The organism is Streptomyces sp. NPDC002403, from assembly GCF_053593015.1.
The window spans coordinates 326668-341286 of the sequence record NZ_JBSFBQ010000002.1 but is presented as its reverse complement, the minus strand read 5'-3'; the positions used below and the strand labels follow the sequence as shown (position 1 = coordinate 341286).

Sequence of the window (14619 nt, the reverse complement as noted above, 5' to 3'; positions counted from 1 at the left end):
TCGGTAACACGGGGTTCACATCCGGGCAACGGACGGGAAATCGCGTCTTGCGAAGCTGCGCTGCGTAGACCGGACCGCAGGACCGCAGCACCCGCAAAGGATGGCTTCCGTGACGTTCAAGGCTGAGTACATCTGGATCGACGGCACCGAGCCGACCGCCAAGCTCCGCTCCAAGACGAAGATCATGGCCGGGAGCCCCTCGCAGGACGTGGCTCAGCTGCCGATCTGGGGCTTCGACGGTTCGAGCACCAGCCAGGCCGAGGGCCACGCCTCCGACCGGGTGCTGAAGCCGGTCTTCAGCTGCCCGGACCCGATACGCGGCGGCGACGACATCCTCGTACTGTGCGAGGTCTTCGACATCGACATGACGCCCCACGCGTCCAACACCCGTGCCGCGCTGCGCCCGGTGGCCGAGCGCTTCGCGGGCCAGGAGCCGGTCTTCGGGATCGAGCAGGAGTACACCTTCTTCGACGGCCACCGGCCGCTCGGCTTCCCCGAGGGCGGCTTCCCGGCCGCGCAGGGCGGCTACTACTGCGGGGTCGGCGCGGATGAGATCTTCGGCCGCGAGATCGTCGAGAAGCACCTCGACAACTGTCTGAAGGCGGGCCTCGGCATCTCCGGCATCAACGCCGAGGTCATGCCCGGCCAGTGGGAGTTCCAGGTCGGCCCGCTGTCCCCGCTGGAGGTCTCCGACCAGCTGTGGGTCGCCCGCTGGCTGCTGTACCGCACCGCCGAGGACTTCGATGTCTCCGCGACCCTCGACCCGAAGCCGGTCAAGGGCGACTGGAACGGCGCGGGCGCGCACACCAACTTCTCCACCAAGGCGATGCGCGAGGGGTACGACGCGATCATCACCGCGTGCGAGTCGCTGGGCGAGGGCTCCAAGCCGATGGACCACGTCAAGAACTACGGCGCGGGGATCGACGACCGGCTGACCGGTCTGCACGAGACCGCCCCGTGGAACGAGTACAGCTACGGCGTCTCCGACCGCGGCGCCTCGGTCCGCATCCCGTGGCAGGTCGAGCAGGACCGGAAGGGCTATATCGAGGACCGCCGCCCGAACGCCAACGTCGACCCGTACGTCGTCACACGGCTGATCGTCGACACCTGCTGCGCCGCGCTGGAGAAGGCCGACCAGGTCTGATCCCGCTCCGCCGTCCGCACGAGGGGGCGCCACCCGGCCGGGTGGCGCCCCCTCGTCGTGGCATCGCGCGGTGCCCCCGCCCCGCTCCGCCGGTCCCGGGCCGTTGTCAGTGGGCCGTGTCAGGGTTGGCGCATGCTCGACATCAAGGTGGAGACCGAGAACTCCGAGACGTACACCCGCATTTCGGAGCGGGCGCTGAGCGACCTGGTGCACCGCATCGGTATGAAGGGCGACCGGTTCCTGGTCGTGCAGCGCATACCCGACCTCCCCGGGACCTACGTGCAGGTCTGGTTCGATCACGGTGACGGATACCAGCTGGAGCGCCGCTCCGGTGGCCCCGCCACGCACTACCGGACGTCGATCGGTTCGCCGGAGCGGGTCGCCGGGCTGATGACCCGCTGGGCGCGGCAGGAGCCGGAGTGGGACGCGGGTGTGGAGTGGGAGAGCGCCGGGATGCCGGAGCCGGAGCCCGTGCCGGAGATCCCGGCGGAGATCCGGGCGCAGCTGGAGGAGCGGATACGGGTGCTGCTCCGCTGCGGGTACGGGACGGTCCAGGAGCTCTCCCGGACGGCCGAGGACCACTTGGTCGAGGACGGCGTGCGTCCGGTGACGCCCGCACAGGCGCAGCAGCTGGTGGAGCGGCTGTGGCTGGAGCGGGTCGAGGAGCAGCGGCAGTGGTCGGACGTGACGGACGCGGACCGGCTGACGCGGGCGTTCGCCCGGCTGGACGAGGGCGGAATCACGGCGAGGGAGCATTTCACCTGCTGCCGCTCGTGCGGTCTCGCCGAGATCCGGGGCGCCGGGCGGGAGGATGCGCGGGGCTTCGTCTTCTTCCATACGCAGGGCACCGGGAGTGCCGCGGCGGGGCACGGCCTGACGCTGTACTACGGCGGGTTCGGCGAGGCGGCGGACGAGACCGCCTTCGTGGGCCGGGAGGTCGTCGAGGCGCTCGGCGATGCGGGGCTGACGGTGGAGTGGGACGGGTCGCCGGACCGGGCGATCGAGCTGACCGGTCTGGACTGGCGCAAGCGGCTGGTGGGTTGAGCCGGTCGGGGGATGATGCGGAAAGCGGCCCGCCGGTTGCGGCGCCGTACGAGAAGCCCTGGTGAGGAAGGTAACGCAAAGGGTCCGTATCGACGGGTGGAAGAGGTCTGCTGCGGCGTCCGGTTCTCTGGTTCAATGGGGGCATGGCCAGCATCCACCAGCACACCTCGACAGGTCGCAGCGACCTCGAGCCGTTCTGGCCTTCCCGTCAGCACCATGACTTCGACCGGGTGTGTTGTCGCGCGTCGAACGCGCAGGCCCTCTAAAGCCGCTCACCCCGGCCTTCGGCCCGCGCGCAAGCAAGTCCGTCCACCGACGACTCCTTCGCGCGAAAGAGCTGACCCTCATGGCGAACACTCGTACCTTCTCCGCCGCGGCCGCTGCCACCTCAGCGCCCTCGGCGTCCGCTGCGGCCACCACCTCCGCCCGTTCCCTCTCCCCCAACCGCCACCGGCTGCGCGCCGTCGACCCCGACGAGGTCGTCCAGCTGGCCGATGTGGCGGAGTTCCTGCCGCCGGGTGCCACCTGGCTGCCCGCGCCCCAGCACACCGTTCCGGCGCTGCCGGGCCGGCCGCCGATGATCGGCTATCTGGTGCTCGTACCGGCCGATCAGCAGCCCGCCGTCACGGCGGCGGCGGCCGCGGCCGCCCAGTACGTGGTGCCGACACCGGTGGACGAGCCGGCCACCGGGCCGGTGCGCATCGACCCCGTGCAGCGCACCGCCGCGGTGGACGGGAACACCCTCGACCTCACGTACCTGGAGTTCGAGCTGCTCGCCCATCTGGTCGCGCACCCGCACCGGGTGCACACCCGCGACCAGTTGGTGACCACGGTCTGGGGCTACGGGCACGTGGGCGACGGGCGCACCGTGGACGTCCACATCGCCCGGCTGCGCCGCAAGCTGGGCGTGGAGCACCGGCGTTCGATCCAGACGGTGCGGCGCGTCGGGTACAAGTACACGCCCTGACGCGTCGGAAGACGGCTGGGGCGGCCCTGGTCCGGCACGTACCGGACCAGGGCCGCTCCATGTTCCGGGCCGGGCGGGCCTGCCCGGTCAGCCGAGCCGCCCGGACCCCACCGGCTCCCGCTCCGGCTCGGCGTGCTCCAGGCTCGGCAGCCGGGTCAGGGCGCGCGGGGTGCGCCAGTTCCGCTCGCCCAGCAGGGCCATCACCGAGGGCAGCAGGACCATCCGTACGACCGTGGCGTCCAGCAGCACCGCGACGGCGAGGCCGACGCCCATCTGCTGCATGTCCTGCATCGACAGCGTCCCGAAGACCGCGAAGACCGCGACCATGATCACGGCGGCGCCGGTCACCGCGCCCGCCGTCCGCCGGACGCCCTCGTCGATCGCGGCCCGGGTGGACAGCCCCCGGTCGCGGGCCTCGCGGATCCGGGAGACCACGAACACGTGGTAGTCCATGGAGAGTCCGAACAGGACGACCAGGACGAAGAGCGGCATCCAGGACTCGATCGCGCCGACCCCCTCGGAGCCGATCAGCGAAGCACCCCAGCCGTGCTGGAAGACGGCGACCATCACCCCGTAGGCGGCGGCCACGGAGAGCAGGTTGAGCACGATCGATGTCACGGCGATGACGTACGAGCGGAAGCAGAACAGCATCAGCAGGAAGGTCACCGCCGTGATGAAGGCGAAGACGGGGACGATGCCGCGCTTGAGCTGTTCGTTGAAGTCGACGGAACCCGCGGTCTCGCCGGTCACGTACACCTGGGCACCGGTGGCGTCGAACGCGGCGGGCAGCCGCTTCTCGCGGAGTTCGAGGAGCGAGGTCCGTCCGTGCGGGAGCGGTACCTCGATCTCCGCGACGTTCTGCGCCTTGTGGACGGTCACCTTCTCGAAGCCGTCGAGCGCCTTGCGCAGCGCGGGGGCCTCGATGTCGTCGGCCTTCACCACCACGCGTGCCGGGTCGGGGCCGCCCGGGAAGCTCGCGCTGATCTGCCGGTAGGCGACCGAGAGCTGCGAGTGGGAGCCGAACTGCTTCTCCAGGCCGAGCTGTTCGGTCTTCATCCCGATGGCGGGCGCGGCCAGCGCGAGCAGGACGACGACCGAGGCGAGCGCGAAGGTCCGCGGCCTCGACAGCACCGGCCGCAGTACCCTGCCGGCGATCCCGCCGCCGGTGCGGGCGCGTCGGCCCCCTCGGCGGCCGAGGAAGGGCAGCCGTCCCGCCTCGACCCGGTCGCCCAGCCAGGACAGCAGCGCGGGCAGTACCGTCACCGAGCCCAGCACGGCGACGAGGACCACGATGATGGTGGCGAGCGCGAAGCCCTTGAACAGCATCAGGCCGGACAGGAACATGCCTGCCATCGCGACCGTCACCGTGAGCCCGGAGACCAGCACCGCCCGGCCGCTGGTCGCCGCCGCGATCCGCAGCGCCGTCTCCGCGTCGTGTCCCGCCGCCCGCTCGTCGCGCTCGCGCCGCAGATAGAACAGGCAGTAGTCGACGCCGACGGCGAAGCCCATCAGGAACATCACCGAGTACGTGGTCTGGAACAGGTGCAGTTGGTGGCTGGCGAGCGACAGCAGCCCGAAGGCGGCCAGGCACGCGGTCAGTGCCAGCCCGACCGGGAGGAGCGCCGCGACGACGGCGCCGAAGGCGACCAGCAGAATGCCCAGGGCCAGGGGTACCGCGGTGAATTCGGCCTTCTTGAAGTCCTCGGAGAGCAGGTCGCCGAGCCACTTCCCGGCGCTGGCCTCGCCGAACTGGTGGACGGTGACGTCGGGGTGGTGCGCCCGGACCCCGTCCACCGCGTCCAGCACGGGCTGCACCCGGTCCGGCGCCGTCGCCGCGTCCCCCTTCAGGTCGAAGGTGATCAGCGCCTCCTTGCCGTCCCCGGAGGGGACCGGCGCCGCCAGGTCCGCCACCTCGCCGGTCCGTCCGAGGGCCGCGGAGAGCTCGCGGGCGGCGTCCTGCCAGTCCCCCGCCCTCGCGGCGGACACCATGACCAGCTCGCCGGCGGGCTGCCCGAGTCCGGCGTCGTCGAGGATCTGCTCGGCCCGTGCCGAGTCGCCCGCGCCGTTCTCCGCATCGTCCATCTCGACCAGCCCCGATGCCCCGCCGATGCCCGTGGCGAGCACGACGAAGAGCAGCCAGCCGAGAATGGCGGTCCTGCGGTGGTGCGCGCTCCACATACCGATGCGTGCCGCGAGGTTGCGCCTCATGGCGTGTTCGCCCCCAGAAGTCAGTTGTACCCGGCAGAAACGCGGCGCCGGACGCGCCGCCGATGAACGCTGACGAATCTAGGAACGGGGAGCCGCCCGCCCCAGCCGCCGAAGCCCCCTTCCCCGGAGCCGTAGGGCGAGGACGGCGGGGTGGTGCTGGGTACACCCCGCCCGGGTGGTGGAACGGCTGACACCCGGGACCGCCACCGGGAGAGACTGTCTGCGGAACGGGTCCGGCAGGAGGGCCCGGCGAGGGGGACGGACCGGGGATGGACGCGATGCAGGGACGGATGAGGGCCGCGATGCTGGCCGCCGGACGCGGAGTCGTGGTGTCGGTCGCGAGCCTGGTCGGTTCGATCACGCTCTTCGTATGGGCCGTGCTCTCGATCGCCTTCATCCCGCTGGGCGTCGGCCTGTTCACCACCCCCTACGTACTGGAGTTGGTCCGCAGGCACGCCAACCGAAGGCGGCTGCTCGCCATCGCCTGGTCCGACGTCCGCATACCTGTCCCCTACCGCCCCTTCCCGAAGGATCTGCGCACCGGGTTCACCGGGCAGGTGGAGCGGACCACGCTGATGCTGAAGGACCCGGCGACCTGGCGCGACATCGAGTGGCTGCTGGTCGACATGACAGCCGGCTATGTGGTCGCGACCCTGGCCGCCGCACTGTTCATCTATCCGCTGGAAGGTCTCGTGCTGGCGGCCGGGCTGTGGCGGGTCTTCACCGACGACCGCTACTGGTACGGCTTCGTCCCGGTCGACAGCCAGGCGACGGGTCTTGCCGCCGCCGCGCTCGGTGCGGTGTTGTTCGCGATCGGTGTGCTGGTCAGCGAGCGGCTGCTGCGGCTGCACTTCGTGATCGCCCGCTCGCTGCTGGCCCCCACCCAGGACGAGGAGCTGGTCCGGCGCATCGACCGGCTGACCGAGACCCGGCACGAGGCCGTGGACACCGCCGCCTTGGAACTGCGGCGCATCGAGCGGGATCTGCACGACGGCGCGCAGGCCCGGCTGGTCGCGATGGGCATGAGCCTGGGCACGGTGGAGGCGCTGATCGAGAAGGACCCGGCGCAGGCGAAGAAGCTCCTGGCCATGGCCCGGGAGTCGTCGGCCGAGGCGCTCACCGAGCTGCGCGACCTGGTCCGGGGCATCCACCCTCCGGTCCTCGCCGAGCGCGGACTCGCCGACGCGGTCCGGGCGTTGGCGCTGCGGCTGCCCTTCGAGTCGGAGGTCGACGCGGAGCTGGGCGGCCGCATGGACGCCGCGGTCGAGTCGGCGGCGTACTTCGCGGTGAGCGAGACGCTGACGAACGCCGCCAAGCACGCGGGGGCGGACCGCGTCTGCGTGGACATCCACCACGAGAACTCCGCGCTGCGGATCTCCGTCACCGACAACGGCAGGGGCGGGGCGAAGGTGGGCGGCGGCTCCGGACTGAGCGGAATCGAACGCCGACTCGGTACATTCGACGGCATCATGGCCGTCAGCAGCCCCGCGGGCGGTCCCACCATGGTGACCATGGAGATCCCTTGCGAGTTGTCCTAGCCGAAGATCTCTTCCTGCTGCGCGACGGCTTGGTCCGCTTGTTGGAGGCGTACGACTTCGAGATCGCGGCAGCCGTCGAGAGCGGGCCCGAGCTGACCCGTGCCTTCGCCGAGTCGGAGCCGGACGTCGCGATCGTCGACGTCCGGCTTCCGCCGTCCCACACGGACGAGGGCCTGCAGTGCGCGCTGGCGGCCCGGCGGGCGAAGCCGGGGCTCCCGGTGCTGGTGCTCTCGCAGCATGTGGAGCAGCTGTACGCGCGCGAGCTGCTGGCGGACGGCAACGGGGGCATCGGTTATCTGCTCAAGGACCGGGTCTTCGACGCCGAGCAGTTCGTCGACGCGGTGCGCAGGGTCGCGGCGGGCGGCACCGCGATGGACCCGCAGGTGATCTCGCAGTTGCTGTCGCGGCGCTCGCAGGACAGGCCGATGGGCATGCTCACCCCGCGCGAGCTGGAGGTCATGGAGCTGATGGCGCAGGGCCGTTCGAACGCGGCGATCGCCTCGCAGATGGTGATCACGGAGCGGGCGGTGGCCAAGCACACCTCGAACATCTTCGGGAAGCTCTCCCTGCCGCCGTCCGACGACGACAACCGCCGCGTCCTCGCGGTGCTCGCCTATCTCGACCGGGGCTGAACGGCGGACGGCCGTGCGACCCCCGGCCGCGGGGTCGCACGGCCACCGGGTCACGGCGCGGTGCTCAGGTGCAGTGTCGTCGCCCCCAGGTGCGGTGCGGCCCGGGATTCCAGGACCTTCACCCGTACCGAGGTGGCGGTGACAGGGGTGGCCAGGGACAGGATGCGTTGGTGGCCGATGGTCGTGCCCTCGGCGATCCGCTGCCAGCTCCCGCCGACGCGGGCCTCGACGGCGAACCTCTCCACCCGCTGACCGTGCCGGATGTCCTCGCGGACGGCGATCCGGTCGAAGGTGTACGGGGCCGGGTTCTGCCTGCGTACGTCGGTGCCGTAGATCCGGCGTACGTCGGAGCCGAAGGCGGTCAGTGAGGCGACGTCGGCGTCGTCGATCCGGCCGTCCTTGCCCGGCGGGACGTTGAGCAGCAGCGAGGCGTTGCGGCCGACGCTCTTCTCGTACAGGTTCATCAGCTGGGCGGGCGTCTTGGGCTTCTGGTCCGGGTGGTGGAACCAGCCGGGCCTGATCGAGACGTCCGCCTCGGCCGGGTACCACTGGAGGTAGTTGACCTCCGGGTCGAGGAGCCGGGCCCGGGAGCCGATGTCGGGGTCGGTCGAGTCGTTGGGCAGGCTGCCGAGCCCGGTCCACGGGTCGGTGGTGTGCGGGGTGACGCTCCACTCGGTCTCGCGGGCGATGCCGTTCTCGTTGCCGACCCAGCGCACGCCCTGCGGGCCCTGGAAGACGACGGTGTTCGGCGAGAGTGCCTTCACCATGTCGAACCACTGCTTGACGTCGTACTTCTGGGTGATGCCGGAGCCGGACCAGGGGTTGGCGCCGTCGAGCCAGAGTTCCTCGATCGGGCCGTACTGGGTGAACAGTTCGTAGAGCTGGTTGAGGTAGTACGTGTCGTAGTCGTCGGCCTTCACCCGGAAGGTGGGCAGCTTGCCGCTGCGGACGGCCGCGGCCCGGTCGTCGCCGGGGACGAGGGTGGGTATCGTGCGCTCCGTGACCGGGCTGCCGTTGCCGAAGCGGCCCTCGCCGGCCGGGGCGCGGTCGCCGTCCTCCAGTGCCATGCGCTCGGGGAGGCTGAGCGGCTTGCCCTCGGCCTGCTTCTCGCGGATCGTGTCGACCCACTGCGCGTGCCAGGTGTGCGGGAGTTCGGCGCCGTCGGAGGGCGAGAGGTAGAGCCCGACCTTCAGACCCGCCTTGCGGGCGGCTTTCACATAGGCGGCCACGACGTCGGGGCTGCCCGGGCTGAGCGCGACCGAGTGGTCGGTGTACCGGCTCGGGTAGAGCACGAAGCCGTCGTGGTGCTTGGCGGTGAGCATGACCTGTTCGACGCCGGCGGCCTTGTAGGCGCGCATCCACTGGTCGGCATCGATGGACTCGGGGGCGAAGAGCTTCTCGTCCTCGGTGCCCGAGCCCCATTCACGGTCGGTGAAGGTGTTCATCCCGAAGTGCGTGAACGCGGTCACCTCCCGCTGCTGCCAGGCGAGTTGACCGGCGGTGGGGACGATGTTCGCGGCCTTCTCGATGATCCGGTCCGGGCTGTCGCAGGACTCGACCGCCATCTGCGGGGCGGGCTTCACCGGCGCGCTGCACGGGGTGCCCGGTGGCGCCGTCCGCTGGTGTGCGGGCTGCTGCGCGATCGCCTGTACGGGGACGAGCGCGGCGGTCGCCGCCAGTGCGAGCGCACTGAGCACACGGGTGCGTCGTGCCATGGTTCCCTCCCGTTCCCGACCAATAATGGTCGGATCTCTTGGGTTCCGACGTGGGCATGCTGTCGCACACACAGGCCATCGGGAAGGGTGCGTACGAGATACGTCCTATCTCTCGCCCACAAAGTCCAAGCCGCCCCCACAGTCGCCCCGGCTGCCCGTCAGTCGTTGAACCAGCCCGGCACATCGAGCCGGAGCGCGCTCGCGGGCACCATCGCGCGCAGATCGGCCTCCATCGCCCGCACCCGGTCGGCGCCGAGCACCTCGACCCACCGGGCCCGCAGCCGGTCGAAGCCCTCGGCGGATCTGACCAGTACGTCGATGCCCCGCGCGGTCAGCCGGACCAGCTTGCGCCGGCCGTCACGGGGGTCGTCGACGCGCTCCACGTACCCGAGCCCTTCGAGCTTCTCCACGGTCTTGCCGGCCGCCTGCTTGGAGACCCCGAGCCGTCGCCCGATCTCACTGGCGGTCGCCCCGTCACGGCCGACCGCCTGGAGCGCGAAGCCGTACGCGGGACGGACGTCCGCATGGCCGTGCCCGGCGAGGTCCCGATGCAACTCGTCGACGATCGACCGGAATCCGGCGAACAGCAGCAGGGGCAGCTCGAAGCCCGCCGCGTCCCCCTCGACCCCTTCCGCCCGCCGCTCAGCCATTGCAGAACTCGACAACCTGGTTTACCTTTTCGTCAATCACGTTGTCGATTTTAGCGTGAGCAACCACCAGGAGAGGTCAGCCATGTCCGCGTCCGTGTTTCCCGACCACACCCTCGAATCCGCCCCTGCCGCCGCCCGTCGCACCATGGAGGCGGTGACGGCGAAGCAGGGCCATCTGCCCTCCGCCGTCGCCCGGATCGCCACCTCGCCGGAGTTGCTCGACGGCTTCCTGAGGGCGAGCGCCGTCTTCGAGTCCACCACCCTCGACCCGCTCTCCCGCGAGGTCCTGATCATGACGATGGCGACCCGCAACGACTGCCACGTCTGCGTGGCGATGCACACGGCGAAGCTCGACGCGCTCGGCGCGGACCCCGAGCTGATCGCGGCCCTGCGCGAACGGCGGCCGCCGGCGGACGAACGGCTGAACGCGGTACGGGAGTTCACCCTGGCCGTGCTCGCGACGGCCGGCGCCGTGGACGACGCCGCGCTCCGGGCGTTCCTGGGGCACGGCTACACCGCGCGCAACGCGCTGGAAGTGGTCCTGGGCATCGGCACGTACACGATGTCGACGCTGGCCAACCGGATGACGGGGGCGCCGGTCGACCACCGGCTCGCCGCCTTCGTCTGACGGCAGGGCGCCCGGCCGCCCCCGCCGTGAGGGCCGAACGGCTGGATCGGCACAAACCGCCGAACGCCCCATTGCCCGCCCCCGCACCCGTCATTAACGTGCGCACCGCACGCACTTGTTGTCGCATGCACCACCATGAACAACACCGAGGAGTGCGGATCATGACGGAACCCTCCCTGCCCTTCAGCTCCTCCCGGCTGACGAGACGTACGCTGCTGGGCACCGCCGGAGCCGTCGGCGCCGCCGCCGCGCTGGGGGCCGCCGCCCCGGCGCACGCCACCGCCGCTCCGGCCGCTCCGGCCCCGGACCTCGCGCCCGCGCACGAGGCGCTCGGCCGTCTGCTGCCGGACCATGCCGGGCAGTTCCGGCTCCGTTCCCTCCCCCGGGGCGACGGCGCGCAGGACCGTTTCCGGGTCACCGGCACCACCGGGCGGATCGAGATCGCCGCCACCACACCGGCCGCCGCCCTGACGGGGGCGCACTGGTACCTCAAGTACACCTGCGACGCCGTGATCTCCTGGTCCGGCAGCCGCACCGCTCTGCCCCGCCGGCTGCCCGCTCCCCGCAGCCCTGTCGAGCGCTCCGCGACCGTCGCCCACCGGTTCGCCCTCAACGACACCCACGACGGCTACACCGCCCCGTACGCCGACTGGCCGCACTGGGAGCGGATGCTCGACGTCCTGGCCCTGCACGGCTGCAACGAGGTGCTGGTCACCGCCGGGCAGGAGGCCGTCTATCACCGGCTGCTCCAGGACTTCGGCTACAGCGATGCCGAGGCCCGCGCCTGGCTGCCCGCCCCTTCCCACCAGCCGTGGTGGCTGCTCCAGAACATGAGCGGGTACGGCGGCCCGCTCGGTCCCGAGCTGATCGGGCGGCGCGCCGAGCTGGGCCGGCGCATCGCCGACCGGATGCGGGAGCTGGGCATGGCTCCGGTGTTCCCCGGCTACTTCGGCACGGTCCCGGACGGCTTCACGGACCGCAATCCGGGGGCCCGGGTCGTTCCCCAGGGCACCTGGAACGGGCTGCGCCGGCCGGACTGGCTCGACCCGCGCACCCCCGTCTTCGCCGAGGTGGCCGCCGCCTTCTACCGGCACCGGGAAGAACTGTTCGGTCCGGCGGATCACTTCAAGATGGATCTGCTGCACGAGGGCGGCAGCGCCGGTGACGTCCCGGTGCCGGACGCCGCCCGTGCCGTCGAGTCGGCCCTGCGCACCGCGCACCCCGGCGCGACATGGGTGATCCTCGGCTGGCAGGCCAATCCACGGAAGGCGCTGCTGGAGGCGATCGACACCGACCGGATCCTGATCGTCGACGGCCTCTCCGACCTGGACACGGTCACCGACCGGGAGAAGGACTGGGGCGGGGCACCGTACGCCTTCGGCACCATCCCGAACTTCGGCGGCCGCACGACGATCGGCGCCAACACCGACCGCTGGACGGAGAAGTTCACGGCCTGGCGCGACAAGCCGGGCAGCGCCCTGGTCGGCACGGCGTACATGCCGGAGGCGACCGAGCGCGACCCGGCGGCGTTCGAGCTGTTCAGCGAGCTGGCCTGGCGGACCGGGAAGGTGGACCGGGAGTCGTGGTTCCGGGCGTACCCGAAGTTCCGTTACGGCGGCCGCGACCGCTCGGCGGAGGCGGCCTTCACCGCGCTGGCCGCCACGGCGTACCGGCTGACGAGCACCGACGGCCGCCCCGTCGACTCGCTCTTCTCCCGTCGGCCCAACATCACCTCCTCCGTCGGCACCGCCTTCGACCCGGCCGGTTTCGACCGGGCGTTCGCGGCGCTCCTCGACGTACATCCGTCGCTGCGCGACTCGGACACCTACCGCCACGACCTCACCGATCTGGCCCGGCAGGCGCTCGCCGACCGCTCCCGGACCCTGCTGCCGCAGCTGCGGGCCGCCCAGGCCGACAAGGACGTGGCCCGGTTCCGCGTGCTCGCCGCGCTCTGGCTGAAGCTGATGCGGCTGACGGACGCGATGTCGGGCTGCCACCGGGCCTTTCTGCTGGGGCCGTGGCTGGAGGACGCCAAACGGCTGGCGACGAGCCCGGCGGAGGCGGTGCGGCTGGAGTGGACGGCACGCACCCTGATCACCACCTGGGCGGACCGGACCGCCGCCGACGACCTCAGCAACTACGCCAATCGCGACTGGCAGGGGCTGATGGCCGAGGTCCATCTCCCGCAGTGGCAGGTGTACCTGGACGAGCTGGCCGACGCGCTCGCGGAGGGCAGGGCGGCGAAGCCGTTCGACTGGTACCCGGGCGAGGAGGAGTGGACCCGCCGCACCGACAGCTATCCGCTGCGGCCGACGGGCGACGCCCACCGCACGGCGCGACGGGTCTTCGAGACCCTGTCCACCGCCCCGTACCAGGGCACCGTCACGGTCTCGGCCGATCCGGTGGCGTTCACACCGGGCAGCACCGGCACGGTGACGGCCGCCTTCCGCAATCTGAACGGCCTGCGGTCCACCGGCCGGGTCGACTTCGTGCTCACCGGCCTGGACGCCACCGCCACGGGCGGCACCTCCCTCGACGAGGTCGCGGCCGGCGGTTCCGGCGCGGTGGGCTGGCGGGTCACGGCCCCGTCCGAGCCGCTGACCACGCCGCTGGTGCCGATGCCGTACGAGCTGAGCACCGCGTACGGGCCGCGCGGCGAGGACCGGGTGACCGATCTGCGGCGCGGCGCGGTGTACCTGGCGGCGCCGCTGGAGCCGGGCTGGCGCACGTACACGGCGAACGCGGCGGTCTTCGGCCAGCTGGACGGGCGGTTCGCGATCAACGGGGCGGGCCAGGACCTGTGGAAGGGCACCAGCCAGTTCGGCACCGCGTACCGGGAGGGGGTGTGGGCCGACGGGGCGGGGGTGACCGTGCGGGTCGACGCGCAGGAGAACACCGGGGGCTGGGCACGCGCAGGGATCGTGGTGCGCAACGCGCTCGCGGTGCCGGGCTCCGCCGGGTTCCTGAATCTGGCGGTGACACCGTCCAACGGTGTGGTGCTCTCGTACGACACGAACGGCGACGGCACCCTGGACACCTACCGCCGGATCACCGGGGTCAAGGCCCCGGTGCTGCTCCGGCTGACCCGGGCCGGGGACGGGTGCACGGGCTCCTGCTCCACCGACGGCGGGGCGAGCTGGCGGACGGTGGGCACGGTCGCCGTGCCGGGGACGGCGGCGGCCCAGGATGTCGGGATCTTCATGAGCGCGACGAACGGCGGGAGCGGGCAGCGCGGCACGGCCGGCTTCAGCGGGTGGCAACTGGGCTGACGCGACGGCCCGTTGCACCGCACACGGACGGCCCGGGGTGACCGTCGCGCGATTCGCGCGTTCCGGTGAACGCGCGTGCTGTCCGGGCGCACCCGGTCGGCGCGGCGCGTCGACTACGCGTACGCCTTCCTGACGCCTGTTACCGTACGCAACCGTCCGAGCACACCGCTCGGTCGGACACCTGCCCTCAGCTGCGTACATCGGGCCACCGCGGGGTGGCCGCAACCAGCTCGGCCGCCGTTCGACAACCCTCGGTGAGGTCGCATGACTCCAGGATTTCCTGGACCTTCCCGCTGTTCTTCGCACCGGCCGGTATCACCGGCCGGTATCGGTTCAGGTCCCGGGAAACATGGCGTCCGCAGGGCAGTCCTCGGCCATGGCTGGGGGCAAGTGGCCGCCTGCGGAGAGCGCCCACTGGCTGCCGTCAGCGGAGGCCGGTCACGCCGACGTCACGCCTCGGTGATGCCCAGCACCCGAGGATGGCTGGTGCAGGCAAGCGCAAACCCGCTTCCACACGCAAGGAATCCACCATGATGAGAAGCATTCGGCAAGGAATTCCCCGCCTGATCGGCGTGTCGAGCTTGGTCGCGGCGCTCGCTGGCGGGGTTGGCGCAACAAGTGCCGTAGCAGCGCCCCAAGCCCCGCCAAAGGCCCCGACCGCAAACATCTGCACTCGGGCCACACCCCAGTTCTGCAACGGCAACGTGCTCCAGCAAGGCGCACAGACCGGACGCGGCAACGGCAACGTCCTGCAACAGGGTGCGCAGACCGGACGCGGCAACGGCAACGTCCTCCAGCAGGGTGCGCAGACCGGACGCGGCAAC

General features: G+C 71.5%; 10 protein-coding genes. 7 read left to right on the top strand and 3 right to left on the bottom strand.

Going from position 1 to position 14619, the window contains the following annotated elements; translation table 11 throughout:
- Positions 1–109: 109 nt before the first annotated feature.
- The 3 genes from glnII to ACWCPY_RS03980 all read left to right on the top strand — a co-directional run bounded on the left by glnII (position 110) and on the right by ACWCPY_RS03980 (position 3155).
- The gene (gene glnII / locus ACWCPY_RS03990) at positions 110–1144 is read left to right on the top strand and encodes a glutamine synthetase (protein ID WP_451262733.1); all 1035 of its coding nucleotides are present in this window, start codon (positions 110–112) and stop codon (positions 1142–1144) included.
- Positions 1145–1276: 132 nt separating this feature from the next.
- Complete coding sequence (locus ACWCPY_RS03985; protein ID WP_451262732.1) at positions 1277–2188, top strand: DUF6891 domain-containing protein; 912 nt, start codon at positions 1277–1279, stop codon at positions 2186–2188.
- Positions 2189–2534: 346 nt separating this feature from the next.
- On the top strand, positions 2535–3155 hold the full coding sequence (locus ACWCPY_RS03980) for a winged helix-turn-helix domain-containing protein (protein ID WP_451262731.1): 621 nt from the start codon (positions 2535–2537) through the stop codon (positions 3153–3155).
- 87 nt (positions 3156–3242) lie between these two features.
- Here ACWCPY_RS03980 and ACWCPY_RS03975 read toward each other — a convergent pair whose 3' ends face one another.
- Positions 3243–5363, bottom strand: a complete 2121-nt coding sequence (locus ACWCPY_RS03975) for an MMPL family transporter (protein WP_451262730.1) — start codon at positions 5361–5363, stop codon at positions 3243–3245.
- A gap of 269 nt (positions 5364–5632) precedes the next feature.
- Between ACWCPY_RS03975 and ACWCPY_RS03970 the strand changes: the two genes are divergently transcribed.
- Together ACWCPY_RS03970 and ACWCPY_RS03965 are read left to right on the top strand one after the other, a co-directional pair.
- The gene (locus ACWCPY_RS03970) at positions 5633–6901 is read left to right on the top strand and encodes a sensor histidine kinase (protein ID WP_451262729.1); all 1269 of its coding nucleotides are present in this window, start codon (positions 5633–5635) and stop codon (positions 6899–6901) included.
- The gene (locus tag ACWCPY_RS03965) at positions 6886–7533 is read left to right on the top strand and encodes a LuxR C-terminal-related transcriptional regulator (protein WP_266736928.1); all 648 of its coding nucleotides are present in this window, start codon (positions 6886–6888) and stop codon (positions 7531–7533) included. The genes ACWCPY_RS03970 and ACWCPY_RS03965 overlap by 16 nt, the downstream gene beginning before the upstream one ends.
- Positions 7534–7583: 50 nt before the next feature.
- Here ACWCPY_RS03965 and ACWCPY_RS03960 read toward each other — a convergent pair whose 3' ends face one another.
- Entirely contained in the window at positions 7584–9248 is a 1665-nt protein-coding gene (locus ACWCPY_RS03960) for an alpha-L-fucosidase (RefSeq protein ID WP_451262728.1), read from the bottom strand.
- Positions 9249–9406: 158 nt separating this feature from the next.
- Positions 9407–9898 carry a MarR family winged helix-turn-helix transcriptional regulator gene (locus ACWCPY_RS03955; protein ID WP_451262727.1) on the bottom strand — a complete coding sequence of 164 codons (492 nt, stop codon included), beginning with the start codon at positions 9896–9898 and terminating at the stop codon, positions 9407–9409.
- Positions 9899–9980: 82 nt separating this feature from the next.
- On the opposite strand from ACWCPY_RS03955, the gene ACWCPY_RS03950 reads away from it, so the two are divergent.
- Together ACWCPY_RS03950 and ACWCPY_RS03945 are read left to right on the top strand one after the other, a co-directional pair.
- Positions 9981–10526, top strand: a complete 546-nt coding sequence (locus ACWCPY_RS03950) for a carboxymuconolactone decarboxylase family protein (protein ID WP_451262726.1) — start codon at positions 9981–9983, stop codon at positions 10524–10526.
- 161 nt (positions 10527–10687) lie between these two features.
- The gene (locus ACWCPY_RS03945; RefSeq protein ID WP_451262725.1) at positions 10688–13795 is read left to right on the top strand and encodes an alpha-N-acetylglucosaminidase; all 3108 of its coding nucleotides are present in this window, start codon (positions 10688–10690) and stop codon (positions 13793–13795) included.
- Positions 13796–14619: the final 824 nt, after the last annotated feature.